Origin of the sequence: Winogradskyella sp. R77965 (assembly GCF_044594915.1) — a bacterium.
Lineage (GTDB): Bacteria > Bacteroidota > Bacteroidia > Flavobacteriales > Flavobacteriaceae > Winogradskyella.
The window spans coordinates 1,594,929-1,619,775 of sequence record NZ_CP138990.1; the positions used below are offsets into that span (position 1 = coordinate 1,594,929).

A 24,847-nucleotide genomic window follows, 5' to 3' on the forward strand; every position below is an offset into this window, starting at 1 on the left:
AAATCAAGAGATGAAAATTATAAAACAGTTTATATAAAAATAAACTTAACAGCAGCAATCATAGCTATAAAACCTATAAATGCAATAAGCACCCAAACAGTACCTTTATAATGTTTTTTGTGAAGTGGAAGATCTTTACGGTATTGATAGGCGATAATTACAACAAAGGCTATAAAAAATAATATTCCAAAAATCAATTGACCAGTACTAAACATTAGTTTATTTTTATGCAAAAATAGCAATTAAGCGATTAATAAACTAACATACTATGCAAGATAAAATCAACGCTGTAAAAGCATTTCATACCGCTTTTAAGATAGGTCATCGTGAAACACCAAAAGCCGACTTAGGCATAGAAAAAAACATGCTTCGCTATAAATTAATGCGCGAAGAAAATGAAGAATACTTAGAAGCAGCGAATGATAATGATTTGGTTGAAGTTGCAGATGCTTTAGGAGATATGCTTTACATACTATGTGGAACCATAATAGAACATGGTATGCAGCATAAAATAGAAGAAGTCTTCGAAGAAATTCAACGTAGTAATATGAGCAAATTAGGCGAAAATGGTGAGCCAATCTACAGAGAAGATGGAAAAGTACTCAAAGGACCTAACTACTTTAAACCGCATATAAAAGAAATTTTAGATAAGTAGTTGGTCTTTCAACTAGCTAACAAAATCTAACACACTTTTATACGCCATCCAAAAAGATCACTTGATTGGTTAGTCTGTATATCTGTAACACGCTTTTTTAATAAAGCACCATAGGTGTTTTCTAAAACTGGTAATTCGTAATCTTTACCCTTAAAACCGAAACCAGAAATAGGTGAAATTACGGCTGCTGTACCTGCACCAAAAAGTTCTTTAAGACTCCCATTTTCTGATGCTTCAACAAGTTCAGCAACTTTAATTTTTCTTACTTCAGTTTTAATACCTTCCGCTTCAGCAATGGTTAGAATACTTTTTCTTGTTATACCATCTAATATTCTATCACTGGTCGGTACGGTAAGTAAGGTGTCATTAATTCTTGCAAATATATTCATCGCACCAGCCTCTTCTATATATTCGTGAGTATTATCATCTGTCCAAATAACTTGCTGATAGCCTTTTTCTTTAGCTAATTGAGTAGGGTAAAATTGACCAGCATAGTTACCACCAGCTTTTGCAAAACCAACACCACCATTTGCAGAACGCGAATAGTGTTCTTCTATAAGTACTTTTACCTTTCCTGAAAAATATGGTCCAGAAGGAGCACATGCTATGATAAACTTATAAGAATCTGCAGGTGAAGCATGAAACCCTTCACCTGTGGCGAACATAAATGGACGCACATAAAGCGCACTACCTTCTGTAGTCGGTATCCAGTCTTTTTCAATCTTTAAAAGTTCTTTAAGACCTTCCATAAAATAGGCTTCTGGTATTTCTGGCATGGCTAAACGTTTGGCAGAAATATTCATTCGCTTAATATTATCCGTTGGTCTAAATAAAAACACATTGTTTTCTGAATCTCTATAAGCCTTCATACCTTCAAAGATGGACTGTCCATAGTGAAAAATCTTTGCTGAAGGTTCTAAACTCAAAGCCTGATATGGCATAATTTTAGGTGTCTGCCATGCACCATCTTCAAAATCACACACAAACATGTGATCCGAGAAAACACGACCAAAACTTAAATTACTAAAATCAACATCATTAATTTTAGAAGTTTGGGATAATTCAACCTGAATATTGTCTAAAGTTACAGCCATAATCTTCAATTCTTTATAAAGCAAAAATACATAATCATTACCGTTAAAAAAAGGCAAAATTCCCCTAAATTACGTAAATTTGTAATTCGATAATTAATCAATTAAAAACTTATAAATAATGAAAAAATTAGTCTTATTTCTTACTCTTAGTTTAGCTTTTATAGCATGTAAGAACGAAACAAAAACTACTGAAAATAAGTTGGAAGATATAAAAGAAGACATTGCCTATGCTTCTTTTGGAATGGAAATAAATGATGCAGATGCTTTATCTTCGGACAGAATGATGGTACATTATAAAACCATGAAGGAAGGTGATACAATCAATTCTAAAATGAGAGCTAAAATTAATGAAGTTTGCTCTGCTAAAGGTTGCTGGATGACTCTGGATATGGATGGTGAAAATGAAGTTATGGTAAAGTTCAAGGATTACGGGTTTTTTATGCCATTAAATGCTGAAGGAGAAGTTGTAGTAAATGGAAAAGCTTTCGTATCTGAAGTTTCAGTGGAAGAGTTACGACACTATGCTGAAGATGCTGGTAAATCTAAAGAAGAAATTGAAGCCATCACAGAGCCTAAACGTACTTATTCTTTTGAAGCTGATGGAGTATTACTTAAACAATAAAATAACGAAAATAATTTTTTGCTCATTATTTTTATTAGTTGGCTGTAATAATGCAGTAAAAATGGAAGAGAAAGTAATCTCTAAGAAAGTTGAATACGATATGTATCAACCTTCAGAGATGGCTAATTTAATGAAAGCGATGTATGCATATAATTTGCAAATAAAAAATCAAATTACAGCAGGTGAAACAACAGTTTCAATGCCTTTAGATTTAATGCAATTGCATTCTGCAGAAATGTCGAGTGGAAAAGGTAGAACACCAGCTTGGAATAGCTTTGTCAACGTATTTATTGAGTCTCAAAATGCAGTTACGGATACGCTCTCTAACATAGAATTGAAAGAACGCTTCAATTCTGCTATAAACAATTGTCTAGGCTGCCATAAAACAGAATGTGTAGGACCAATTCCTAAAATCAAAAAATTACTGATTCAATAATTGAAACGAAAAATAATCACCACATCAGATGGTTCTAAAACTATACAAATAGAGGATTGGAACGAACAATACCATTCCATCCATGGCGCTATACAAGAAGCAAATCATGTATTTTTAAAACATGGTTTGCTTTTTTATTCTGAACTTGTTTCAGAATCTAAGCCTATTTCAATCCTAGAAATAGGTTTCGGTACAGGACTTAATGCCTTGCTAACACTTATCGAAGCCGAAAAATTAAATCTAAATATTAACTATGTTGGTGTTGAAGCTTATCCTGTAGAATTAGAAGAAATCAATCAACTCAACTATGTAGAGTTAATTTCTGAAGCGCATACTGGTATTTTTCAAACATTGCATACTTCATCTTGGGAAATACAACATAATATCACGCGGACCTTCCTATTAGAAAAACAAAAAAAATTCTTTAAAGACATAGATGCTAAAAATGAATTTAATATCATCTATTTTGATGCTTTTGGAGCTAGAGTGCAACCCGATTTATGGACAGAAGATATTTTTAAAATTATGTTTAAAGCACTCAAAGAAAATGGTGTTTTAGTTACCTATTCTGCTAAAGGAAGCGTAAGACGTGCTATGCAAGCAGTTGGTTTTACTGTAGAGCGACTTCCGGGACCACCTGGCAAGCGAGAAATGCTGAGAGCACGTAAAATACTTTCATAATATCCGACCATACACAACAGATCAAACAATTTAGAGTGACTATACATACAAATATCGCAATTAAAACCTGCTATTTTTACTTAAAACAAAACCCATTCTCATTTCAATTTACCTCATAATTCCTTAACTTGCACAGCTATTGATAATAGCAACTTAATTATGAGTTATAACGTTAATGAAAAAGGTTATTACGGTGAGTTTGGTGGAGCATATATACCAGAAATGCTCTATCCAAATGTGGAAGAATTACGACAGAATTACCTTAAAATTATGGCTGAGTCTTCGTTTCAGGAAGAGTTCAATGCCTTATTAAAAGATTACGTTGGTAGGCCTTCACCTCTTTACTTGGCCAAACGGCTTTCAGAAAAATACAATACTAAAATTTATCTAAAGCGCGAAGATTTAAATCATACAGGAGCACACAAAATCAATAATACCATTGGACAAATCCTTATGGCTAAGCGTTTAGGCAAAAACAGAATTATTGCCGAAACTGGAGCTGGTCAACATGGCGTAGCTACTGCGACAGTATGTGCTTTAATGGGAATAGAATGTATTGTTTACATGGGAGAAATTGATATTGCTCGCCAGGCACCAAATGTGGCGCGTATGAAAATGTTGGGTGCTAAAGTTGTACCTGCATTATCGGGCAGTAGAACTTTAAAAGATGCTACTAACGAAGCCATACGTGATTGGATAAATAATCCTGTTGATACGCATTATATTATCGGAAGCGTGGTTGGACCTCATCCATATCCAGATATGGTGGCTAAATTTCAGGCTGTAGTTTCTGAGGAAATTAAAAGTCAACTACTCGAAAAAGAAGGTACAGAAAACCCAGATTATTTAATCGCCTGTGTTGGTGGAGGTAGTAACGCTGCTGGTACTTATTATCACTATTTAGATAATGAAGATGTAAATATTATAGCGGTTGAAGCTGCTGGATTAGGAGTAGATTCTGGTGAAAGCGCTGCAACTTCTGTTTTGGGAAAGGAAGGTATTATTCACGGTAGTAAAACCTTATTGATGCAAACTAAAGATGGACAAATCACAGAACCATACTCTATTTCGGCAGGTTTAGACTATCCAGGTGTTGGACCGATGCATGCGAATCTTTATAAAACAGGACGTGCAGAATTCATTGCCATTACAGATGATGAAGCTATGACTTCTGGTTTAGAATTGTGCCAATTAGAAGGTATTATTCCTGCCATAGAAACGTCTCACGCTTTGGCTGTTTTTGAACACAAAAAATTTAAACCCGAAGATATCATAGTTGTAAACTTATCTGGACGTGGAGATAAGGATTTACAGAATTATATTGATTATTTCGGACTTTAGTCCGATTGCTGATCTCGATTCAGTATCTCTTAAGATCAAGAAAAAAGTTTAATAAAAAAGATATTCCGTTTTCACGGAACATAAAATGAACAGAATAAATCAAAAATTAAAAGAAGATAAAAAGCTTCTATCCATATATTTTTCAGCTGGTTATCCTAATTTAGAGGATACTGAATCAATAATTCAAAATCTTGAAAGAAGTGGTGCAGATATGATAGAAATAGGTCTGCCATTCAGTGATCCATTAGCTGATGGTCCTACCATACAAGCAAGTTCTACGCAAGCATTAAAAAATGGTATGACGAGTGATATCCTATTTGAGCAATTAAAAGATATTCGTGAGTCAGTTTCTATTCCATTAATTATTATGGGTTATTTTAATCCGATGTTACAATATGGAGTTGAAGCGTTTTGCAAAAAATGCAGAGATGTTGGTATTGATGGGCTTATTATACCAGATTTACCAGTGGATGTTTATCATTCAGAATATAAAGAAACATTTGAAAAATATGGTTTAATTAATGTTTTCCTTATTACACCGCAAACATCGGACGATCGCATTCATTATATCGATTCAGTTTCCGAAGGGTTTATTTATATGGTAAGTTCTGCAAGTACAACTGGAGCAAAAGTTGGATTTGGCAATGAGCAAACTGATTATTTTAAACGCATCGCCAATATGAAATTAAAAAATCCGCAAATAGTAGGTTTTGGTATTTCAAATAATGAAACTTTTTTACAAGCCACTGAATATTCTAAAGGAGCAATTATTGGTAGTGCTTTTATTAAACATTTAGCCACAAACGGAGTGAATGCTATTGATAAATTTGTTGATACCATATTGTGAAAGTCTTAAACGATTGGAAAATAATTATACTACTTTGTTTAATACTAGGTTTAGCACCCTTTTTCCCTGAACCACATCTTTTAGGTAAATTACGCTGGATCAGCGGAGGTGCAAAGGGAATGGTTGCTAAAGACTATTTTGATGTTGTGCTTCATGGTTTTCCTTTTGTGTTATTGATAAGATTAATCATTTTAAAAATCAAAAAGTGAGATTCTGAAACAAGTTCAGAACGACAAAACTGATTGAAAAACATGTCACTCAACATCGTCCTCATAGAACCCGAAATTCCTAATAATACAGGCAATATTGGGCGTTTGGCATTAGCTACTGGCTCTAGATTACACTTAGTAAAACCACTTGGTTTCGAAATAGATGATAAACGCCTAAAACGTGCTGGCTTAGATTATTGGCAACACTTAGAAGTCATCTATTATGATAATATAGACGATTTCTTTACTAAAAATGGCAAAGCAAAAATGGTATTTCTCTCTAGTCATGGTACAAAATCCCATTGGGATATTGACTTTAAAGAAAATATGTTCTTAATATTTGGCAAAGAATCCGTAGGATTATCTAAGCAACTCACTGAAAAATATAAAGACCGACTTTTTAAAATTCCATTATTTAATAAGCACATTAGAAGTCTTAATTTAGCTAATGCAGTCAGCATAATTGTATATGAAGGATTACGACAATTACAATAAAATTGTGCGTATTTGACCTTTTTCTCTTATATTGGGCTAAATTAACAGTAAAACCTAAATCTTAAAACAATGATAACCAAGACATTAAAAGCCGGTTTTTTTATAATCGCGATCGTTTCGTTTTCTTTTGCTGGTGCGCAAGAGGTAGTGCAAGCTGAAAAAGACACATCCAAAAAAATGTTCAAGCATCTCGATATTAATAAAGATGGAAAAATTACATTAGAAGAGTTTAAGACTAAACGTATAAAAGATCCTTCTAAAACAGCACAAGTTGAAAAACGTTTTGCTAGCATGGATAAAAATGAAGACGGACATGTAGATAAAGCTGAGTTTAAAGTTTTTTTTATGGGAATTAGTGAAGCTAAACAAAAAGTTAAGAAATCTAAAGGTTAATTATAACTTAAACCTATAAAAAAAATCCTCTAGTTGACTAGAGGATTTTTTTTTAGTTAATGGTAGTAAATCCTAAAGACTATATCAGGTTTTATTATTTATATTTACGTAAAAATTAAAAACTTGAGCCATTCAAAATTTTACAATTACATTTCTGAATATATACAAATTGCCTTAGGTATAGTACTTGCCAGCATTGGCTTAAAAGCCTTTTTATTGCCAAACGGTTTCTTAGATGGAGGTGTCACAGGAATGGCGCTTTTAGTTAAAACTCAAGTTGATATAAATATTTCCGTTTTACTGGTACTCTTCAGTATACCATTTTTAATATTAGGTTACTTTACGGTTTCAAAACGTATAGTAATAAAATCTATCATTAGCATACTCGGCTTGGCGCTTTTTATACATTTTGAAAATTTTGGAACTATAACAGAGGATAAATTATTGATTTCCATTTTTGGCGGTCTATTTTTGGGTGCAGGCATTGGAATTGCTATAAGGAATGGCTCTGTGCTAGATGGTTCTGAAATTTTGGGTGTTTATCTCAATGACAAATTTGGTTTTAGTATTGGCCAGGTGATACTGCTTTTTAATATCATTTTGTTTAGTATAACCGCTTATGTTATTTCTGTGGAAGTTGCGCTTTACTCTATTCTCACTTACATAGTCACTGCAAAAGTGACAGATCTAACTATTGAGGGCTTTGAAGATTTTATAGGTGTTACAATAGTTTCAAAAGAATATATGACAATAAAAGTTGCCATTATGAAAGAGTTAGGAGCTGGCTTAACCACATACAAAGGATCTAAAGGATTTGGAAGCCAAGGCACTCAAGAAGATTTTGATATTATACACACCATAATTAACCGTATTGACATTAAAAAAATGCATCGCATTATAGATCAAATTGACAAAAATGCATTTATAGTAGAGTTTGATGTTAACAATGTAAAAGGTGGAGTCCTTCGCCATTACTTGGATAAAAAGAAGAATAAAATACTACCCAAAATCTAGCATTAAGCGAATATCATGTAATTTAGTATCTTTGAATATGAAGCATACAAAACATAAGAACCTCTTATTAGTGGGACTCTCACTAATCTTAAGTTTAGTTGCGTTTACTAGTGCTGTAAGTCATTTACCCAGTCAAGCTGTCAAAACGGCTTTGGTAGTTAGTGATACAACTGAAGATACGCGTTTTTCAATACAATACCATAAAGCCAATACTATTACTATTGGTTCTTTTCTAAACTACACAACATTTGCTTTTATAGAATTTCAAAAAGATTATAAACTAAAACAAAGCACAGCTTTAATAAGCTATACTCACCAAACACTTGGACTTAGAGCAGTACAACTGCATACTATGCTCTACACCTGTTCTACACACCAAACTCTTTATAGCGATATCGTATCCTAGTTTTTAGATAGCCCTTACTGGCTATAACATCAATTAGTTACGAATAGCATCTCAAATTCTAGAGATGCCATATGCTATTATAAAATGAAAATTAAAAAAACCTTAAGGCTTGCTGCCTTAATATTTATGATTTTTTTGGCTTGTTTAGTACCATTTCCTTTAAAACTTGCATCTAAGGATAATTTGCCCAAAAACCTCATAGAACATGTTGATATAAAAGATGACGAAGAGGATGAAGACGTTCTCAAAGAAATCTTCTAAAAACAATGACTTATAAAATGTACGCAGGAATACGTACATAAAAGTACTTAAGCTTTTGTAAATTTATAACAGATAAAACAAACATAAATATACCGTCATCGCGAATTATTTTCGAGATATGAAAAGTTTTGCTTTTATATAACACGTTATAGACAATATGAACAAACTGCCTTGTGGAATAACTGGTTTTTGGAAAATCGGACAAAAAAATATTCCTAAAATTAACATATTATTGATTGAGCGACTAATTGAAAAATTTGAAAATAGTTCTGAATTTTGGAACGTAATACTAACTAAACAACAGCACGACAATAACTTTTATCAAATTCGAGTAAATGATAAAACTGGTTCATATCTAATTGGAATAAACTCTAGTTATCCGATGTTTTGTGGTATAAAAAATTCTTCCGATTGGACAACTGTTGAATTCTGTGATTTACCGAAAAATATAACTGATATAGTAACTGAAAATTTTAAAGAATTAAAAACTGAATTTTTAAATCAATCTCTAAACTCTGACAATCTAACCTTACTCAACAAAGTGGAATTGGAACAAATCGAATATTGGGAAACCGAAAAAATCGGAAACGTGATTTTTAATAAATATGATTAAAATACTGTTTACAACAACTTATAAAACTAATTGAAAATAAATCAACCAAGTGTCTAAAACAGCATTAAAAATTATAGCTATACTATTAGGTCTATTAGCAATTAAAATGTTCATTGGCTTATATCCTGATAAAACAGATAGAAGTATCGTAGCATTTTGTGAAGGGTTTGCTTTTGAGAAAGAGCTCAACATTTCGGAGACATTTACTACAGACTTTGAGTCTTATTATACCATAACTTACAGTTTAGCGCAGCCTAACACCTATAAACATAGAGACTCTTTGCAACCCATACATACAAACATTGAAATTTTATGCAACAACAAATCCATAGAAATTAATGAGGAACTTGGTTTTTATACTGAAACTAATGCAGAGTATGAATTAAACTTAAAATTTATTAATGCTAACTCTAAACCCAACACACTTAATATTTGCATACAAACAGATTTACCAGGACCAATCTACGAACTATACTTTGAGAGAGAATACGAGTGGGTATTTTGGATTATTAATGGTGTTATTCTATTAGCTTCTATTATCGCTGGCTATTTTGGCTTTAGGAAATAAGTCAATAGGTAATCGCTTATTTTACTAACTTTAGACATTAAGCAATCATAACAAAGATTAACATATTACCTAATATTTAATAAATGACCGAAATTGCAAATAAACTAGAGCAACTACTAAATACTGGATTTTTCTATTTATCAAAATGTTCTGAAGCAGATTTACGTAGTAAATCATCACCAGAAAAATGGTCTAAAAAAGAGGTTCTCGGGCATTTAATTGATTCTGCTATTAATAACCTGCAACGGTTTACAGAAATTCAATTTGAAGACCAACCGTATAGCTACAGAAAGTACAATCAGAATGCATTAGTAGATGCTAATGATTATAATAATGCAGAAACTAAAGATATTATTGATTTTTGGATGGCTATAAACAAGAGAATTATAAGCCTCATACAACAACAAACCGAAACAACGCTTAGCTATAAAATTCAGGTAGATGAGAATGAAGTTATAGACCTAAGGTTTTTAATGGTAGATTATGTTGATCATTTAGAACATCATCTCAATCAGATAATACAATAACAGTAACTAAACACCTAAATTATTTATATGAAACTTCAAAAAATCGTAATCACTTTATTTGTAACAGTTCTAGCTTTTCAAGTTAATTTTTCGCAAGAATTTAATATTCCAAAAAATATAAAATTAGAAGCTGCAGAAGATTATAAAAAACACGAAGCTGATGTTTTAAATTGCATTAACTGGTTAGAAAATACACCGATAGAACAAGACTCAGAAAAGAGATTATTAGCCAAGGCTTTTTTAATGCAATGGGCTACAGGAACGCCTACAATGACCATAGAAATGCAAGCATTTCAATTAGATTTAACAAAAAAGAATGCTGATTTGTTAATCACTTTTCTTGGTGGTTGGATTAAACACGTTATTGAAAACCCTGAAGATAAAGATAATATGGAGGCAGGAAATATTGCTGGCATAACTAGCATTATTAAAGTGTACTCTGCCAATAAAGGTAATGGTATAAAAAAAGACAAAAGGATTGAGAAGCTTATAAAAATGAACCCTTCTGAATTACAAGAATGGGTTGCTAAAAAATTAAAATAATGATATAGTAAATTAAACTATCGCTTCTTTCTCAGCATCTCAAGGTACATAGTTTCAACCTTAGTGCGTGCCCAAGGTGTGCGTCTTAAAAATTTTAAACTCGACTTTACCGAAGGATTACTTGTAAAACAACGAATGTTTATTTGGTAGCCCATATATTCCCAACCATAATGCGCTTCTAGCTCAGTAATAATCTGTTCTAATTTTACTCCGTGTAATGGATTGTTGGGCTGTACTGACAAACTATAAGTCCTTTACTAAATCTTTAATCTTAACCGCCTTCTCAAAATGATCTAACTGATGCGTTTCTATCCACCAAGTGGCAGCTTCCATTAATAACTCAGGATTGTCATTTTTGTTTTTAAAAAAGGCATAAAAAGAAACACCTACGCTAGTTCCTTTTTGAGAAATCTTTTTATCACAGACTTCTATGATTTTGGCTTTTAGGCTTGGTGTCATTATTTAGCGTCTATTATCGTTATTACGTCTACGGTTTTTGTTTCTATTTTTGTTTCGATTAGAATTATTAGAGTTTCCAGAATTTCTAGAATTCGAATTTCGTCTTCCTTGATTTCTATTTCTATTCTGACCTGGTTTAATTGGCTCGGTTGATGCATTTGGATCTGGCTCAAAACCTTCAACAATTTCAACCTCAATTTTCATATCAATTAATTTCTCTATACCTCTTAAGTAACTCGTTTCATCTGCACTTACCAAAGAAATAGCTTCTCCGCTCGCTCCTGCTCTACCTGTTCTACCAATTCGATGAACGTAGTCTTCGGAAATATTAGGCAACTCAAAATTAATAACGTGTGGTAGTAATGGAATGTCTAAGCCACGAGCTGCAATATCTGTAGCTACTAAAACACGGACTGAGTTGTTTTTAAATCCAGCTAGTGCCTTCGTCCTTGCGCCTTGACTTTTATTACCATGAATAGCTGCAGCTGTAATGCCAGCACTAATCATCTTTTTACAAAGCTTATTAGCACCATGTTTTGTTCTGGTAAATACTAGAACTTGTTTCCAATTTCCTTCGGAAATTAATTTAATAATTAAACCTGTCTTTTTGCCTTTGGCAACTCTGTATACTTTCTGGTCTATAATTTCAACAGCCGTGTTTTCTGGAGTCGCTTCAACCTGTACAGGATTATTAAGAATAGAATATGCCAACTTCTTTATGTCTTTAGAAAAGGTTGCCGAAAACATAAGGTTTTGCCGTTTATCTGGCATCAGTTTCATGACGCGTTCAATATCGCGTAAAAAACCCATATCTAACATGCGATCTGCTTCGTCTAAAACAAAAATTTCTACGCGTTTTAAGGACAATGCTCCTTGACTTTCTAAATCTATTAATCGACCAGGTGTGGCTACCAAAACATCAATACCTTGTCGAATCTTTGCAACTTGCGGTTTCTGATTTACTCCACCAAAAATCACAGTACTTCTTATATTTAAGAACTCACTATACTCTTTTACATTGGCATAAACCTGCGCTGCTAACTCTCTAGTCGGTGTTAATATTAGTGCTCGTATTGGTCTATATTTCTGCTTGGGATTTTCTGATAATAAATGTAATAAAGGCAAAGTAAAACCTGCAGTTTTTCCTGTACCTGTTTGCGCTGATGCCAAAACATCTTTTCCGTCTAAAACTGGTGGAATAGCTTTGGCTTGTATTGGAGAAGGTGTTTCGTATCCCTTTTTACTAATTGCGCGCAGTAAAGGCTCAGATAAGCCTAATGATTTGAATGACATATATAAAGTTTATGAAGCAAACTCTATGTATTTAGGTTACTCCTTTAATTGGGCGCGAAGGTACAGTTTATTTATTCTACAAATTGTATTTCCTTGACTTTGTGAAAATTTTTAGGTAGCTTCGTTTAACAACTGATATAAGTCATTGAAACAGATTCATATCACTAAGTTGGCATCCATTGAATTAAACAATTATGAATAACAAATACACAATTTCTATCATCTTATTATTTATAACATTCTTAAACTCATTAGCCCAAAATATACCAAATGATACTATAATTAAAAAAGACGGAACTAAAATCATCGATAATTTTCAGACAATAACGGTCTACAAAGGTCATTTAATAACTAGTACTTACGAGTTAAGTTCAGAACGAATAGAGAAGGTTAGTGAAAAAGAATTAAAAAAAATAGCTATACCTATAAATGAAATAGATAGGCTAATAAGTAACTACAAGTATCAAAAAAAGCGTAAATTTCTGAATGAAAATGACATTATTTGGAATTCAGAAACAAACAATCATAAAAGAAAAGTATGGGTTCTTGAGCGCTCGGAGACAAAAACAGTAGTTTTACCTGATGGGAAAATCAAATTTTTATATCCTTTGGTCGAAGGAAGTTGTTGTTTATATTTCGAATCGTTTCCTGTAATTGATCTTAATGGAAATATAATTAGAATCGATATTAATTATTATGTTCAAAGGGAAGGCGAGTACAAGAGTACTTTATTAAAAGGTGGTCCTAAAGAGTTTTTCAGTAATGATCTCGGGGAATTCATTAAAACAAAAAAAATCAGCTATTTCGATAACTGCCCTAAAGCAAAAAAAATAATTATATCACAAAAAAAGATTTCTAAGAAGGAAATTATAGAGCTTGTCAAATTATACAATGAGCATTGTGATGGGAAAAAGTCTGACAAATAGAAAAACGTATGCCAACAACATGCATAGTTAATTGCTTTGGCAAGTGCCTACTTGGAAAATTCCTTCGGAATTTTCTCGCGTTCGTTTTTGTTTACTAAATTAGTTGCTTAAACACGCAACTAACCATACACAAAACCGTTAATCGAATCATCTCAAAAAAACTCAGAATACTGTAGTACTCTAAAATCAAACGTATTAAAATTTGGGTTTTCAGCTTTTAATTGCCTATAGCGTGGTAATATGCTTATTGAAATATTGGCAGCTCCAGAACATGAAGTTAAGGAAACGGTTTTTATAGTTCTAAAAGAGCTCTCGACTAAGCTCGACCCAACAGGAAGTTGAAATTGATGTATTCGTGGTACTTCATTATTAACCAATTCCAGTTTTAGGTTGTAGACTTTTAAATGTCTTCTAAAAAAGTATTCTGGTCCGTTTTTACTATTCCCACCAGTAAATAAAATCGTTTCTATATTTGGATATTCTTTTAAAAAGCCAACAACATTTCTAAGTTTAATATTTTGCATTCCTAAATCTGAAGCATCTACTTTTTCACGCTCAGCACTTTCTACAATATCACAAACACCGATTTTATGTTCTATCAAATATTGTTTACGTTGATCTATAGCTTCTTGCGAATTATCAAATCTTAAATTGAAATTATGAATTTTATCTATAAATAACCACAGTGAATTGTAATAACTGCCATAACAGAAATCAACATCTTTTTCTAATAATTCTCCTGTTGAGAATCTGGGTGGTGGCAAAGTACCCACAATTAGTTTTTTTGTGTCTTTTCTAATGAAAGGTTTATAAGGATGGCTGTGAAAAAACATTTAGTAATTGATATAATTTTGCAATTAAAACACCCCTAAAGTCCCCTCAAGGGGACAATCCTAAGAAGTAACTTGAAAACAATTGTCCCCTTGAGGGGACTTTAGGGGTGTAAAACTATGTTACAATGATTTCAACAAACGCTCAACTTCAATAATGGTGTTTCTATAGATACGTCTGTTGGGTTTCGTCATATGCCGAGACTCATCAGAAATTTCTATTAGTAATTCTTTACCTTCTGAAACTCTATTATTTTCTAAGTAGAATTTTGCTAGTTCTAGGCGTTCGTCATAATTAGAATAAGGTCTGTCAATTTGCTTTAATTGTTCTTCGGCCTGTTCTACTTTTCCCAACTCTTTTAACGCTAAACCATAACAAAATTGTTGTTTAGAGCCTTTAAATTCAGACTTGTTTTCAATTTTTTCAGCGTGTTCTATAACACCAACATAATCTTGAATCTGAAAATAACATAAGACTAATCGTTGCCTTGCATATAAGTCATTCTGATCTATATCTTTTAAAGTGCACTTGTAATTAACTATAGCATTTGGCATATCACCATTATCAACATAGGCATCTGCTAATTCAATTCTGTTTGAATATGAATCGGAGAATTCTAATTTCTTTTCTAAGTCTCTTATCTTTTTAGTAGGATTTATAATATGTGTTATTTCATTCTGAATTTTCTCAGCATTACGTTTATTATAAATATTGATAATAAAATAGATTATTGGACCAAGAATAGGAATAAAAAACACCACAAAATACCAGTAATAGGGCTTTTTATTTTTATAAATATGATACAGACAATAGCCTTGGATAGCGATAATTAAGTAATATCGAAACATGTATGATTGGTTAAATCTTTAAAGATAATAACTACCTTGTAAAAACCAACTCATTCTCGGAAGACAATTCGTCGCTAAACCCATAATTTTCGTAATTAAAACCTTTTAGGTCATCGATTGTCTTGGCATCTGTATCTATAATATAACGTGTCATTAAACCACGTGCTAACTTCGCAAAAATGGCAACAATTTTATATTGTCCGTTTTTAAACTCTTTAAATGCTACATTAACTGCAGGCACTTTTAAAGCTTTTGTATCTATGGCCTTAAAATATTCGTTACTAGCTAAGTTTAAGAAGAGTTCGTCATCTTCTAACTCATCGTTTAAGGCCTGAGTGACTTTCTTTCTCCAGAACTCATAAAGGTTTTTATTCTTACCAACTGGCATTTTAGTTCCCATTTCCAAACGATATGGCTGTACTAAATCTAATGGTTTTAATAAACCATATAATCCCGAAATAACACGAACTGTATCTTCAACCTTATCAAGTTTCTTGATATCTATTGAATAGGCGTCTAATCCACGATATACATCTCCACTAAACGCATAGATAGCTGGGCGAGCATTATCTTTTGTAAACGGTAACTCCCAATCTTGGTTACGTTCATAATTTAACTGTCCTAAATTATCTGAAATATGCATCAACTTAGATAAACTCTTTGCTGATTTTTTCTTCAATAATTTATTTAAGCGTTCAGCTTCTGCCAAGAAACAACCCTCTGTAGTTTTGGTTGTTGGTAACTTAGTTTCAAAATCTAAAGATTTAGCTGGTGATAATACAAGTTTCATAGTTCAATTTTATTTAAACTCAAAGTTACGAACTACAGAGAATATCTGAAACGTGGTTTAACAAAAAATATGAATAGTACTATAAATTATCTTGATGCTTAGAATAACTTCTCCACTTCTCAATACATTGTGCAATATCTTCTGGAATTTCAGATTCAAATTTTAAGAATTCTCCCGTAGTAGGATGCTGAAAACCTAAAGTTTTAGCATGCAAAGCTTGTCTAGGTAAAATTTTGAAGCAATTCTCTACAAACTGTTTATATTTTGAAAATGTAGTACCTTTTAAAATACGTTCTCCTCCATAACGTGCATCATTAAATAAAGTATGACCAATATGTTTCATATGCACGCGAATTTGATGCGTACGTCCAGTTTCGAGCTTACAACTCACTAAAGTCACATAACCCAATCGCTCAATAACTTTATAATGCGTTATGGCTGGCTTTCCTTTATCAGCTTCATCATCTAAATACACTGTGTTTTGTAATCTATTTTTTGGATGGCGACCTATATGACCTTCAATGGTACCTTCATCTTCATCCATATTTCCCCAAACCAAGGCAACATATTCGCGCTCACTCGTTTTTTTAGCAAATTGATTAGAGAGATGTGCCATAGCTTGTTCCGTTTTAGCAACTACTAGTAACCCACTTGTATCTTTATCAATACGATGTACCAAACCTGGCCTATCACTTGAGTTGTTTGGCAGATTTTCAAAATGAAAAATAAGTGCATTAATTAAGGTTCCAGAATAATTACCATGACCAGGATGCACCACCATACCTGCTGGTTTATTCACTACCAATAAATCATTATCTTCATAAACGATATTTATTGGAATATCTTCGGCAATCAATAAATGTTCGTGAGGAGGATGCTCGAACTTTACAGTTATAACATCATTAGGTTTTACCTTATAATTAGATTTTACAGGCACGTCATTTACGAAAATACTGCCGTCTTTTGCGGCTGCCTGAATCTTATTACGTGTGGCGTTTTCAATAAAATTCATTAAATATTTATCAATACGAAGTGGTTGCTGACCTTTATCTACTCTAAAAGCATGATGTTCGTAAAGCTCATCTTCGTCTTGGGAAATGTCTGGAATATTGGGCATGAATTATTTATAATTTACCATTACCCATTACTAAATCGATTTTAGACGTTAAGGGTAGTAAGACACCTGGTTTGATTGACTTGCCATTATGAGACATGCCCATTACCCCTTCTCCAATGGCATCCTTATAGGTAATTTTTCCAATTTCAAACTCCAAAGCCTCTAATTGCGGCTTGGCTTGTCTAAAGGTACGCTTAAGAATGTTTGGCACCTCCACTTTTCTGTAACCAGAAGGGTTTAAGATTAAATAAATCTTTCTATTTTCTTTTACTTGCGATCCTGCAACTGGGTTTTGTTCTATGACCGAATATTTTGGATAATTAGGATTGAAATTAGCAGAATCTTGAATTTTCATTGTCAAATCATTATCCTTTAATTCTATCTTAACAGTTTCTATAGATTTTCCTTTAAGATCCGGAACAACCACAAATTCACCATGATTAGTCGTAATATTTAACCATTTTAGCATAATAAAACATAATACTACAACGGCAACAATTGCTAAAGCCAATTGTTTAAAAAAGACTTTACTGGTAAGAAACTTTACAATACTCATAAGCTAAATAATTGTTGACAAAACTAAGAAATTATAACGTTATAATAACGTTGAATACCTAAAATACGTATGGATGATGGATTTAGATTATTAAAATAAATGATACATTTACATCACAATACATAGTTTAAAATATCTTTTGCTTGAAACATTGCATAGATACTGAAATAAGTTCAGCATAAATGAAAAAAAATATTGCAATTATTATGGGAGGTTATTCTAGCGAGTATAAAATTTCCCTCAAAAGCGGTAACGTTGTATATGAAACTTTAAATAAAGAAAAATATAACGCATATCGTATTCATATTTTTAAAGACAAATGGGTTTTTGTTAATGATCTAAATGAAGAATTCAATGTAGACAAAAATGATTTTTCGGTATTAGTTAACGAGACAAGAATCGCTTTTGATTGTGTCTTTAATGCCATACATGGTTCGCCTGGTGAAGATGGCATTATGCAAGGCTATTTTGAATTATTAGGAATACCACAAACAAGCTGCAGCATGTACCAAGCTGCACTTACGTTTAATAAGCGCGATTTATTAGCAACTTTAAAACCTTATGGAATTAAAACGGCAGAAAGCTATTACCTGAATTTTGGTGATGCTATTGATGAAAATGCTATCGTAGCTAAAGTGGGTTTACCGTGTTTTGTAAAAGCAAATAAAGCTGGTAGTAGTTTTGGCATCTCTAAAGTGTATAAAAAAGAAAAATTACAAGAAGCTATTGACAAGTCATTTAAAGAAGATAATGAAATAATTATAGAGCAATTTTTAGATGGTGTTGAAGTTTCTGTTGGTGTCTTTTCTTATAAAGGTGAAACCAAAGTACTCCCAATTACTGAAATAGTATCAGAAAATGATTTTTTCGATTACAAAGCGAAATATGAAGGACAAGCGCAAGAAATTACTCCTGCTCGTATTTCCGAAGATTATAAACTGAAAACTGAAAAACTAGCCAAGAAAATCTACGATATTCTAAAAATGAAAGGATTTTCTCGGAGTGAATTTATTTTTAAAAATGATGAGCCCTATTTATTAGAAGTGAATACTGTCCCTGGCTTAACAAAAGCGAGTATTTTGCCAAAACAGTGTGCTGCTGCTGGTATTAGTTTGGTGGATTTGTTTGGTAATGCAATAGAAGAAGCCTTAAAAGATTAACGATTTAAGATTGACGATTTTTGAATTACGCACTCAACTCATTAATTCTTACCTTTGTTATAGAGTTTAATAAAAAAGATTCTTGCTTTCGCAGGAAATATATATGAGAAGAGCACTATTTCCAGGTTCATTTGATCCTATTACTTTAGGACACTACGATATTATAAAACGTGGTATTAAACTTTTTGATGAAGTTGTTGTTGCCATCGGTGTTAATGCAGAAAAAAAATATATGTTTTCCTTAGAAGAAAGGAAGTCATTTATAGAAGAAGCTTTTAAAAATCACCCAAAAGTAAAAGTTGTAACCTATGAAGGTTTGACCATAGATTTTTGCGAAGAAATAGAAGCCCAATTTATATTAAGAGGCCTACGAAATCCTGCTGATTTTGAATTCGAAAAAGCCATTGCACACACCAATAGAAGATTATCTAAAATTGAAACCGTTTTCTTATTAACTGCTGCCAAAACGTCTTTTATATCTTCGTCTATTGTACGCGATGTTATAAGAAACAATGGTGATTATACTGTATTAGTACCAGACAGCGTTGTTGTTAAATAATATTCTTTCATTTTACTTTTCTTTATCTTGTTATTTTATCCTCAATGAAAGTCTTTTCATGCTTTTATTGTAACAAAGTGTTGAATTTTACTACATATATTTTACACGTTACTGTTAACTTATGAACCATCCATTTACATATATGCTTTTTAAATTGAAGTTAGTTCAGCCTTCAAAAGACACGATTTTAGATTGGATGAATTCTGGTGCTATTTATAAATTAGAATATGCACTTAAGCATGGTAACTATAATACACGTCAATTTGCAGCTGAAGCCTTAGAGCATGTTGGCAGACCTTCATCCATCCCAACACTACTCCATGCAATGAATGATAAAATTCAGAATGTATCTATTGCTGCTTTAAATGCATTGGAAGCATTAGGATGTAATGATGATTTGGTTATATCTATTACCAGAAAGCGATTTAATTGGGTTAAAGAAATAAGAGATAAAGAAGAGCAGCGTAATATAAAGAAAGATAAAAAACATAACATTTATCGTTGGAAACGAGCTAGCAAACAATCCTTTGATCGTGTTAAAGAACAGCTTAAAAAGCCAATGCGCTAATCAAAATTAAAATGTGGATATTTTTCACACAGGTCTTTTATACGAGATTGAAGTTTGGTTATAAACTTTTGATGTGCTTCTGATTTTGTATTAAAAGGCTTGTGTTTTAAACCTTTTTGAACCGTATCGACGTCTTGCATAGTAGATTCAATTTCATCAGAAATCCAGACGTGTTTAAATTTCTCCCAGATATAATCTATTGCAACAGCATTGGGATGAATCATATCCTCATCGTAGAAACGATAATCACGCAATTCATCCATCATAATCTCATACGACGGAAAATAATAGTGGTGCCATCTAGGCTCAATAACATTATGAATTGCCGAGATTAGGTGCGATTTACTTAGCGTGTTTTCTACAAAACCATCTTTGATGTGACGCACAGGAGATACTGTAAATAAGAAATTTACTTTGGGATTAATACTTCTTACTAAACTAATTATAGCTTCAAGTGATTCTGTAATCTGATCAACTGAAAGTAACTCTTTTAAAAACTGTTTTTGAGGTAATTTATGGCAATTAGCAACAATTTTATCTGAAGTAATATCTCTATAAACCCAACTAGTACCTAAGGTAATGATGATATATGTTGATTCGTTGATTCGCTGATTTGTTAATTCGATTTGTTCATTCAAACGCTTCAACAAATTATCTTTGGAAGCACTGTTCAATTTTGAATGTGCATCTAAGCAACACCACTGTTCATTAACAAAATGCACATCGTTTTCCGTATAATAGTCTTTGTTTATTGCTCTAGTTATAAGATTTTCAATAGCTAGAGGGTGAAATAAAATACCAAAAGGATTTACTTTAGATTGAAATTTATAGTAATCAAACTTACTACCTATGTTTTCAGAAAAACATGAGCCTAACAACAATACTTTAGAGTTATAATCTATTTGATTATGTGGTTGTTTCCCTAGTGGTATTTGAGTTTGAAGTTTCATATTAGATTCCGCATCAAGTGCGTCATAACAAACTTAAATGTAATTTTTTGCAGCCTTCAAAGCCTCTTCAATTCCTGAAGGTTTTTTTCCACCTGCAGTAGCAAAGAACGGTTGACCTCCACCTCCACCTTGGATATGCTTTCCAAGTTCTCTTACAATAGTGCCAGCATTTAAGTCTTTACTTGCAACCAACTCTTTTGAGATATAACATGTGAGAATTGCTTTTCCGTTATTTTCAGCACCAAATAACAAGAACAGGTTACTAAACTGACTTCCTAATTCGAAACATACATCTTTAATACCAGACCCATCTAAATCTATTTTTTTAGCTAAGAATTGAATTCCATTAATTTCAGTTAACTCATTTTTAAGTTCACCTTTAATATTCTTAGCTTTATCTTTTAGTAAGTTCTCTATCTGCTTCTTCAAATCTGCATTCTCATCTTGAAGGTTTTGTAGAGCTTTTACTGGTTCTTTTGCATTGTTAAGTAAATCTTTCATTTCAAAATACGCTCTGTTATTTTCAAAATAAAAATCTTTTACTGCATCATTAGTAATGGCTTCAATTCTCCTAATACCTGAAGCAACAGCACTCTCTGAAGTAATTTTAAAATGCCAAATATCTCCGGTATTTTTTACATGGGTCCCTCCACAAAGCTCTATAGACTGACCAAATCGAATGGTACGAACATTATCACCATATTTTTCACCAAAAAGGGACATAGCTCCATCTGCAATAGCCTCTTCTTTTGCTACACTTCTATTTTCTTCTAAAGGCAATTTACCTTCGATACGTGAGTTGACAAAATTTTCAACATCTCGCAGTTCTTCTAATGTAAGTTTAGAAAAATGTGAAAAATCAAAACGCAAATATTTTGAGTGTACTGCTGAACCTTTTTGTTCTACATGAGTTCCTAAAACTTCGCGTAAAGCTTGATGTAATAGATGCGTTGCTGTATGATTACATTCAGTTCTATAGCGCTGTTTAGCATCAACTACGGCTTTTAAAACCTCATCTTTATGCTTTGGTAAATTTTTAGCAAAATGAATAATTAGGTTGTTCTCTTTCTTTGTGTCTACGATATAAACTGTATCACCATGTTCATCTTGCAAGTAACCTTTATCACCAACTTGTCCTCCACCTTCTGGATAAAATGGCGTAACATTAAAAACTAACTGATACATTTCTCCATCCTTCTTAGAAGTCACTTTTCTGTATCGTGTAATCTTTACATGAGCCTCTAAAGTATCGTAACCAATAAATTCTTCGACTTCATCATGATGTAAAATTGTCCAATCATCAGATTTTAATTCCGATGCCTCACGACCACGATCCTGCTGTTGTTTAAGCGAATTATTAAACTCTGTGGCATTATAAGTAAATCCGTTTTCACGAAGAATAAGGTCTGTTAAGTCTTCAGGAAAACCATATGTATCTTTGAGTTCAAATACTTTAGCACCTGAAATCTCTTTTGATTTAGAGTTTTTCATAATTCCATCTAAAAGTACAAGGCCTTGCTCTAAGGTTCTTAAAAATGAGCTTTCTTCTTCTTTTATAACATTTTCAATTAATTGTTTTTGAGTCTTCAATTCAGGAAATGCCTTACCCATTTTCTTACTCAAAACATCAACTAAACGATATACAAATGGCTCTTTTTTGTCTAAAAATGTAAATCCGTATCGTACAGCACGACGTAGAATTCTGCGAATTACATAGCCTGCTCCATTATTACTTGGCAATTGACCATCTGCAATAGAAAACGCAACTGCTCTAACGTGGTCAGAAATTACGCGTATAGCAACATCAACTTTTTCATCCTTGCCATAATCCTTATTAGCTATGGTTTCAATTTCGCGTATAATTGGTGTAAATACATCTGTATCATAGTTAGATTGTACGTCTTGTAATACCATACAAAGACGTTCAAAACCCATTCCAGTATCGATATGCTTATTAGGTAAAGTTTCTAGTGATTTATTTGCTTTACGATTATATTGCATGAATACGAGATTCCAGATTTCTACAACCTGAGGATGATCCATATTAACTAAAGATTTACCATCGACTTTAGCTTTTTCTTGAGCCGAACGAATATCTACATGGATTTCGCTACATGGTCCACAAGGACCTTGGTCTCCCATTTCCCAAAAATTGTCCTTTTTATTTCCTTTTAAAATTCTATCCTCAGAAATATATTGCTTCCAGATATCATATGCCTCTGTATCCATTTTCAAATTATCTGCATCATCGCTACCTTCAAAAACAGTTACATAAAGTATGTCCTTATCTATTCCATAAACATCGGTTAACAATTCCCAAGCCCAAGCAATGGCTTCCTTTTTAAAGTAATCACCAAAACTCCAGTTGCCCAACATTTCAAACAATGTGTGGTGGTAAGTATCATAACCCACTTCCTCTAAATCATTATGCTTACCTGAAACACGTAAACATTTCTGCGAGTCTGCAATTCTATTTTTCTTAGGCTCAGCATTTCCTAAAAAGTACTCTTTAAAAGGCGCCATACCAGAGTTGACAAACATTAATGTAGGATCGTCTTTTAAAACCATAGGAGCTGATGGTACAATAAGATGTTTTTTATCTTCAAAGAAGTTTAAAAATTTAGCGCGAATATCTTGAGACTTCATATACTGAAATTATAGCTTGTTCCGTTTTAATTACCACAATTGCAAAACAATCTTTATATTTGAAAGTTATACAATTAATTTGAGCATGCCAAGTGCTTATTAGCTGCAAAAATAGTATAAATTAAAACATGGCTAAGGTAAAATATTATTATGATTCTGAAACACTTTCTTACCGTAAGATAAAGCGTAAGAAATCAACAACATTTAAATATGCAATCATATTTTTAACTGCTGCTGCATTGTTTGGTTTTTTGTGTTTTTTCATTGCAAGCCAATATATTGAATCTCCCAAAGAGCGTCAAATGGCTCGTGAGTTACAAAATATAGAATTGCAATATGAGCTCATAAACAAACGAATGGATGATGCTATAGCTGCGCTAGAAAATGTTGAAGAGCGCGACAATGCAATTTATAGACTTTATTTTGAAGCTAACCCAATCCCAGAAGAGCAAAGACGTGCTGGTTTTGGTGGCATTAATCGTTATAAAAAATATGAAGGTTTTGATAATTCTCAATTAATTGCAGAAACTAATAAGCGTATTGATATTTTAGAAAAAGCTATTGTTGTACAATCTCGATCTTTAGATGAGATTGCAAAACTAGCAGAAGACAAAGAGAAATTTCTCGAGGCGATACCAGCTATACAGCCTATAAATAATATGAATTTAACACGAATGGCGTCGGGATATGGCTACAGAACCGATCCATTTACTAAAGTTAGAAAGTTTCATTTTGGTATGGATTTTACCGCACCACGTGGAACTCCAATTTATGCATCTGGTGATGGTGTGATAAAACGTGCTGATAACTCTTCTACTGGTTATGGAAACCACATTCGTATAGACCATGGCTATGGATACATTTCACTTTATGCACATTTATACAAGTATAATGTAAAAGTTAACCAACGTGTAAAACGTGGAGATTTAATAGGTTTTGTTGGCAGTACAGGACGTTCTGAAGCACCTCATTTGCATTACGAGATTTTCAAAGATGGTGAACGTATTAATCCTATTAATTTTTATTACGGAAATTTATCAGCAGAAGAGTATGATAAACTACTGAAAAAAGCGTCATTAGAAAACCAATCCCTCGATTAAGATGCATATAGAATTACCGGAAAAACGCTATTATGGTATTGGTGAAGTAGCCAAAGCATTCAACGTAAATGCATCTTTAATTCGTTTTTGGGAAAAGGAATTCGATGTGATAAAGCCTAAAAAAAATGCCAAAGGCAATCGTAAATTTACTCCTGAAGACATCAAAAACCTAAAGTTTATTTATCACCTTGTTAAAGAACGTGGCTTTACGCTTGAAGGAGCAAAGACACATTTAAAGGAAGAAAAGAAAAAGTCTTTAGAAAAATTTGAAATCATAGAAAAACTTGAAGATATTAAAGCTCAACTTGTTAAAATAAAAACTCAACTTTAAACCAGCGT

34 protein-coding genes are annotated in these 24,847 nt (G+C 32.6%); 22 read left to right on the forward strand and 12 right to left on the reverse strand.

Going from position 1 to position 24,847, the window contains the following annotated elements:
• Positions 1–29: 29 nt before the first annotated feature.
• Positions 30–215 carry a hypothetical protein gene (locus SJY34_RS07075; RefSeq protein WP_400080580.1) on the reverse strand — a complete coding sequence of 62 codons (186 nt, stop codon included), beginning with the start codon at positions 213–215 and terminating at the stop codon, positions 30–32.
• Between the two features lie 53 nt (positions 216–268).
• Here SJY34_RS07075 and SJY34_RS07080 point away from each other — a divergent pair, with 53 nt between their 5' ends.
• Positions 269–655 carry a hypothetical protein gene (locus tag SJY34_RS07080; protein WP_400080583.1) on the forward strand — a complete coding sequence of 129 codons (387 nt, stop codon included), beginning with the start codon at positions 269–271 and terminating at the stop codon, positions 653–655.
• Between the two features lie 26 nt (positions 656–681).
• Here SJY34_RS07080 and SJY34_RS07085 read toward each other — a convergent pair whose 3' ends face one another.
• Positions 682–1,749 (reverse strand): branched-chain amino acid aminotransferase, encoded by a 1,068-nt coding sequence (locus SJY34_RS07085; RefSeq protein ID WP_400080586.1) that lies wholly within the window; start codon positions 1,747–1,749, stop codon positions 682–684.
• Between the two features lie 118 nt (positions 1,750–1,867).
• Between SJY34_RS07085 and SJY34_RS07090 the strand changes: the two genes are divergently transcribed.
• The 15 genes from SJY34_RS07090 (at position 1,868) to SJY34_RS07160 (ending at position 10,705) form a co-directional block, all read left to right on the forward strand.
• Complete coding sequence (locus tag SJY34_RS07090) at positions 1,868–2,371, forward strand: DUF4920 domain-containing protein (protein ID WP_400080589.1); 504 nt, start codon at positions 1,868–1,870, stop codon at positions 2,369–2,371.
• A 61-nt stretch (positions 2,372–2,432) separates the two neighbouring features.
• A complete protein-coding gene (locus SJY34_RS07095) occupies positions 2,433–2,807 on the forward strand; it encodes a hypothetical protein (protein ID WP_400080591.1) in 375 nt (124 codons plus the stop codon).
• Positions 2,808–3,488, forward strand: coding sequence for a tRNA (5-methylaminomethyl-2-thiouridine)(34)-methyltransferase MnmD (gene mnmD, locus SJY34_RS07100; protein WP_400080594.1), 681 nt, complete (start codon positions 2,808–2,810; stop codon positions 3,486–3,488).
• Between the two features lie 159 nt (positions 3,489–3,647).
• Positions 3,648–4,829 carry a tryptophan synthase subunit beta gene (gene trpB, locus SJY34_RS07105; protein ID WP_400080596.1) on the forward strand — a complete coding sequence of 394 codons (1,182 nt, stop codon included), beginning with the start codon at positions 3,648–3,650 and terminating at the stop codon, positions 4,827–4,829.
• Positions 4,830–4,914: 85 nt separating this feature from the next.
• The gene (gene trpA, locus SJY34_RS07110; RefSeq protein WP_400080599.1) at positions 4,915–5,676 is read left to right on the forward strand and encodes a tryptophan synthase subunit alpha; all 762 of its coding nucleotides are present in this window, start codon (positions 4,915–4,917) and stop codon (positions 5,674–5,676) included.
• Positions 5,673–5,885 carry a hypothetical protein gene (locus tag SJY34_RS07115; RefSeq protein WP_400080602.1) on the forward strand — a complete coding sequence of 71 codons (213 nt, stop codon included), beginning with the start codon at positions 5,673–5,675 and terminating at the stop codon, positions 5,883–5,885. Before trpA ends, SJY34_RS07115 begins: the two co-directional genes overlap by 4 nt.
• Before the next feature lie 42 nt (positions 5,886–5,927).
• The gene (locus tag SJY34_RS07120; protein ID WP_400080605.1) at positions 5,928–6,380 is read left to right on the forward strand and encodes a tRNA (cytidine(34)-2'-O)-methyltransferase; all 453 of its coding nucleotides are present in this window, start codon (positions 5,928–5,930) and stop codon (positions 6,378–6,380) included.
• Between the two features lie 69 nt (positions 6,381–6,449).
• Complete coding sequence (locus SJY34_RS07125) at positions 6,450–6,773, forward strand: EF-hand domain-containing protein (protein WP_400080608.1); 324 nt, start codon at positions 6,450–6,452, stop codon at positions 6,771–6,773.
• Between the two features lie 123 nt (positions 6,774–6,896).
• The gene (locus tag SJY34_RS07130; RefSeq protein WP_400080611.1) at positions 6,897–7,787 is read left to right on the forward strand and encodes a YitT family protein; all 891 of its coding nucleotides are present in this window, start codon (positions 6,897–6,899) and stop codon (positions 7,785–7,787) included.
• A gap of 37 nt (positions 7,788–7,824) precedes the next feature.
• Positions 7,825–8,193, forward strand: coding sequence for a hypothetical protein (locus SJY34_RS07135; protein WP_400080613.1), 369 nt, complete (start codon positions 7,825–7,827; stop codon positions 8,191–8,193).
• A gap of 84 nt (positions 8,194–8,277) precedes the next feature.
• Positions 8,278–8,454 carry a hypothetical protein gene (locus SJY34_RS07140; RefSeq protein ID WP_400080616.1) on the forward strand — a complete coding sequence of 59 codons (177 nt, stop codon included), beginning with the start codon at positions 8,278–8,280 and terminating at the stop codon, positions 8,452–8,454.
• A gap of 157 nt (positions 8,455–8,611) precedes the next feature.
• Positions 8,612–9,067, forward strand: a complete 456-nt coding sequence (locus SJY34_RS07145; protein WP_400080619.1) for a hypothetical protein — start codon at positions 8,612–8,614, stop codon at positions 9,065–9,067.
• 49 nt (positions 9,068–9,116) lie between these two features.
• Positions 9,117–9,635 (forward strand): hypothetical protein, encoded by a 519-nt coding sequence (locus tag SJY34_RS07150; protein WP_400080622.1) that lies wholly within the window; start codon positions 9,117–9,119, stop codon positions 9,633–9,635.
• 83 nt (positions 9,636–9,718) lie between these two features.
• The gene (locus SJY34_RS07155) at positions 9,719–10,162 is read left to right on the forward strand and encodes a DinB family protein (protein WP_400080625.1); all 444 of its coding nucleotides are present in this window, start codon (positions 9,719–9,721) and stop codon (positions 10,160–10,162) included.
• 27 nt (positions 10,163–10,189) lie between these two features.
• On the forward strand, positions 10,190–10,705 hold the full coding sequence (locus tag SJY34_RS07160) for a hypothetical protein (protein ID WP_400080627.1): 516 nt from the start codon (positions 10,190–10,192) through the stop codon (positions 10,703–10,705).
• Between the two features lie 17 nt (positions 10,706–10,722).
• On the opposite strand, the gene SJY34_RS07165 is transcribed toward SJY34_RS07160, so the two are convergent.
• The 3 genes from SJY34_RS07165 to SJY34_RS07175 are packed head-to-tail and all read right to left on the reverse strand — an operon-like array spanning position 10,723 to position 12,457.
• Positions 10,723–10,947, reverse strand: coding sequence for a VF530 family DNA-binding protein (locus SJY34_RS07165; protein WP_400080630.1), 225 nt, complete (start codon positions 10,945–10,947; stop codon positions 10,723–10,725).
• 1 nt (position 10,948) lies between these two features.
• Entirely contained in the window at positions 10,949–11,164 is a 216-nt protein-coding gene (locus SJY34_RS07170; protein ID WP_400080633.1) for a DUF6500 family protein, read from the reverse strand.
• A 3-nt stretch (positions 11,165–11,167) separates the two neighbouring features.
• Positions 11,168–12,457 carry a DEAD/DEAH box helicase gene (locus SJY34_RS07175; protein WP_400080636.1) on the reverse strand — a complete coding sequence of 430 codons (1,290 nt, stop codon included), beginning with the start codon at positions 12,455–12,457 and terminating at the stop codon, positions 11,168–11,170.
• 194 nt (positions 12,458–12,651) lie between these two features.
• Here SJY34_RS07175 and SJY34_RS07180 point away from each other — a divergent pair, with 194 nt between their 5' ends.
• A complete protein-coding gene (locus SJY34_RS07180; protein ID WP_400080639.1) occupies positions 12,652–13,383 on the forward strand; it encodes a hypothetical protein in 732 nt (243 codons plus the stop codon).
• A 152-nt stretch (positions 13,384–13,535) separates the two neighbouring features.
• On the opposite strand, the gene SJY34_RS07185 is transcribed toward SJY34_RS07180, so the two are convergent.
• From SJY34_RS07185 to SJY34_RS07205, 5 genes are all read right to left on the reverse strand, one after another.
• On the reverse strand, positions 13,536–14,216 hold the full coding sequence (locus tag SJY34_RS07185) for a uracil-DNA glycosylase family protein (RefSeq protein ID WP_400080642.1): 681 nt from the start codon (positions 14,214–14,216) through the stop codon (positions 13,536–13,538).
• A gap of 120 nt (positions 14,217–14,336) precedes the next feature.
• Complete coding sequence (locus tag SJY34_RS07190; RefSeq protein ID WP_400080645.1) at positions 14,337–15,062, reverse strand: hypothetical protein; 726 nt, start codon at positions 15,060–15,062, stop codon at positions 14,337–14,339.
• 31 nt (positions 15,063–15,093) lie between these two features.
• Positions 15,094–15,852 carry a peroxide stress protein YaaA gene (yaaA, locus tag SJY34_RS07195; protein ID WP_400080647.1) on the reverse strand — a complete coding sequence of 253 codons (759 nt, stop codon included), beginning with the start codon at positions 15,850–15,852 and terminating at the stop codon, positions 15,094–15,096.
• 79 nt (positions 15,853–15,931) lie between these two features.
• Entirely contained in the window at positions 15,932–16,969 is a 1,038-nt protein-coding gene (locus SJY34_RS07200; RefSeq protein ID WP_400080650.1) for an RluA family pseudouridine synthase, read from the reverse strand.
• Positions 16,970–16,976: 7 nt separating this feature from the next.
• Positions 16,977–17,525 carry a PASTA domain-containing protein gene (locus SJY34_RS07205; protein WP_400080653.1) on the reverse strand — a complete coding sequence of 183 codons (549 nt, stop codon included), beginning with the start codon at positions 17,523–17,525 and terminating at the stop codon, positions 16,977–16,979.
• A 182-nt stretch (positions 17,526–17,707) separates the two neighbouring features.
• Here SJY34_RS07205 and SJY34_RS07210 point away from each other — a divergent pair, with 182 nt between their 5' ends.
• From SJY34_RS07210 to SJY34_RS07220, 3 genes are all read left to right on the forward strand, one after another.
• Positions 17,708–18,685, forward strand: a complete 978-nt coding sequence (locus SJY34_RS07210; RefSeq protein ID WP_400080655.1) for a D-alanine--D-alanine ligase — start codon at positions 17,708–17,710, stop codon at positions 18,683–18,685.
• A 103-nt stretch (positions 18,686–18,788) separates the two neighbouring features.
• Positions 18,789–19,244, forward strand: coding sequence for a pantetheine-phosphate adenylyltransferase (gene coaD / locus SJY34_RS07215; protein ID WP_400080658.1), 456 nt, complete (start codon positions 18,789–18,791; stop codon positions 19,242–19,244).
• 121 nt (positions 19,245–19,365) lie between these two features.
• The gene (locus SJY34_RS07220) at positions 19,366–19,812 is read left to right on the forward strand and encodes a HEAT repeat domain-containing protein (protein ID WP_400080661.1); all 447 of its coding nucleotides are present in this window, start codon (positions 19,366–19,368) and stop codon (positions 19,810–19,812) included.
• On the opposite strand, the gene SJY34_RS07225 is transcribed toward SJY34_RS07220, so the two are convergent.
• Positions 19,809–20,762 (reverse strand): GSCFA domain-containing protein, encoded by a 954-nt coding sequence (locus SJY34_RS07225; RefSeq protein WP_400080663.1) that lies wholly within the window; start codon positions 20,760–20,762, stop codon positions 19,809–19,811. The genes SJY34_RS07220 and SJY34_RS07225 overlap by 4 nt on opposite strands.
• Before the next feature lie 33 nt (positions 20,763–20,795).
• Positions 20,796–23,408 carry an alanine--tRNA ligase gene (alaS, locus tag SJY34_RS07230; RefSeq protein ID WP_400080666.1) on the reverse strand — a complete coding sequence of 871 codons (2,613 nt, stop codon included), beginning with the start codon at positions 23,406–23,408 and terminating at the stop codon, positions 20,796–20,798.
• 128 nt (positions 23,409–23,536) lie between these two features.
• Here alaS and SJY34_RS07235 point away from each other — a divergent pair, with 128 nt between their 5' ends.
• Positions 23,537–24,508 carry a M23 family metallopeptidase gene (locus SJY34_RS07235; protein ID WP_400080669.1) on the forward strand — a complete coding sequence of 324 codons (972 nt, stop codon included), beginning with the start codon at positions 23,537–23,539 and terminating at the stop codon, positions 24,506–24,508.
• Position 24,509: 1 nt separating this feature from the next.
• The gene (locus SJY34_RS07240; protein ID WP_400080672.1) at positions 24,510–24,839 is read left to right on the forward strand and encodes a MerR family transcriptional regulator; all 330 of its coding nucleotides are present in this window, start codon (positions 24,510–24,512) and stop codon (positions 24,837–24,839) included.
• The last annotated feature ends 8 nt before the right edge of the window (positions 24,840–24,847 follow it).

Bases quoted from the DNA above. Each gene is read 5' to 3' on its own strand.
- SJY34_RS07075 (WP_400080580.1), bottom strand. From the start codon at position 215: ATGTTTAGTACTGGTCAATTGATTTTTGGAATATTATTTTTTATAGCC.
- SJY34_RS07080 (WP_400080583.1), top strand. From the start codon at position 269: ATGCAAGATAAAATCAACGCTGTAAAAGCATTTCATACCGCTTTTAAG.
- SJY34_RS07085 (WP_400080586.1), bottom strand. From the start codon at position 1,749: ATGGCTGTAACTTTAGACAATATTCAGGTTGAATTATCCCAAACTTCT.
- SJY34_RS07090 (WP_400080589.1), top strand. From the start codon at position 1,868: ATGAAAAAATTAGTCTTATTTCTTACTCTTAGTTTAGCTTTTATAGCA.
- SJY34_RS07095 (WP_400080591.1), top strand. From the start codon at position 2,433: ATGGAAGAGAAAGTAATCTCTAAGAAAGTTGAATACGATATGTATCAA.
- trpB (WP_400080596.1), top strand. From the start codon at position 3,648: ATGAGTTATAACGTTAATGAAAAAGGTTATTACGGTGAGTTTGGTGGA.
- trpA (WP_400080599.1), top strand. From the start codon at position 4,915: ATGAACAGAATAAATCAAAAATTAAAAGAAGATAAAAAGCTTCTATCC.
- SJY34_RS07120 (WP_400080605.1), top strand. From the start codon at position 5,928: ATGTCACTCAACATCGTCCTCATAGAACCCGAAATTCCTAATAATACA.
- SJY34_RS07125 (WP_400080608.1), top strand. From the start codon at position 6,450: ATGATAACCAAGACATTAAAAGCCGGTTTTTTTATAATCGCGATCGTT.
- SJY34_RS07135 (WP_400080613.1), top strand. From the start codon at position 7,825: ATGAAGCATACAAAACATAAGAACCTCTTATTAGTGGGACTCTCACTA.
- SJY34_RS07140 (WP_400080616.1), top strand. From the start codon at position 8,278: ATGAAAATTAAAAAAACCTTAAGGCTTGCTGCCTTAATATTTATGATT.
- SJY34_RS07145 (WP_400080619.1), top strand. From the start codon at position 8,612: ATGAACAAACTGCCTTGTGGAATAACTGGTTTTTGGAAAATCGGACAA.
- SJY34_RS07155 (WP_400080625.1), top strand. From the start codon at position 9,719: ATGACCGAAATTGCAAATAAACTAGAGCAACTACTAAATACTGGATTT.
- SJY34_RS07160 (WP_400080627.1), top strand. From the start codon at position 10,190: ATGAAACTTCAAAAAATCGTAATCACTTTATTTGTAACAGTTCTAGCT.
- SJY34_RS07170 (WP_400080633.1), bottom strand. From the start codon at position 11,164: ATGACACCAAGCCTAAAAGCCAAAATCATAGAAGTCTGTGATAAAAAG.
- SJY34_RS07175 (WP_400080636.1), bottom strand. From the start codon at position 12,457: ATGTCATTCAAATCATTAGGCTTATCTGAGCCTTTACTGCGCGCAATT.
- SJY34_RS07180 (WP_400080639.1), top strand. From the start codon at position 12,652: ATGAATAACAAATACACAATTTCTATCATCTTATTATTTATAACATTC.
- SJY34_RS07185 (WP_400080642.1), bottom strand. From the start codon at position 14,216: ATGTTTTTTCACAGCCATCCTTATAAACCTTTCATTAGAAAAGACACA.
- SJY34_RS07190 (WP_400080645.1), bottom strand. From the start codon at position 15,062: ATGTTTCGATATTACTTAATTATCGCTATCCAAGGCTATTGTCTGTAT.
- yaaA (WP_400080647.1), bottom strand. From the start codon at position 15,852: ATGAAACTTGTATTATCACCAGCTAAATCTTTAGATTTTGAAACTAAG.
- SJY34_RS07200 (WP_400080650.1), bottom strand. From the start codon at position 16,969: ATGCCCAATATTCCAGACATTTCCCAAGACGAAGATGAGCTTTACGAA.
- SJY34_RS07205 (WP_400080653.1), bottom strand. From the start codon at position 17,525: ATGAGTATTGTAAAGTTTCTTACCAGTAAAGTCTTTTTTAAACAATTG.
- SJY34_RS07210 (WP_400080655.1), top strand. From the start codon at position 17,708: ATGAAAAAAAATATTGCAATTATTATGGGAGGTTATTCTAGCGAGTAT.
- coaD (WP_400080658.1), top strand. From the start codon at position 18,789: ATGAGAAGAGCACTATTTCCAGGTTCATTTGATCCTATTACTTTAGGA.
- SJY34_RS07220 (WP_400080661.1), top strand. From the start codon at position 19,366: ATGAACCATCCATTTACATATATGCTTTTTAAATTGAAGTTAGTTCAG.
- SJY34_RS07225 (WP_400080663.1), bottom strand. From the start codon at position 20,762: ATGAAACTTCAAACTCAAATACCACTAGGGAAACAACCACATAATCAA.
- alaS (WP_400080666.1), bottom strand. From the start codon at position 23,408: ATGAAGTCTCAAGATATTCGCGCTAAATTTTTAAACTTCTTTGAAGAT.
- SJY34_RS07235 (WP_400080669.1), top strand. From the start codon at position 23,537: ATGGCTAAGGTAAAATATTATTATGATTCTGAAACACTTTCTTACCGT.
- SJY34_RS07240 (WP_400080672.1), top strand. From the start codon at position 24,510: ATGCATATAGAATTACCGGAAAAACGCTATTATGGTATTGGTGAAGTA.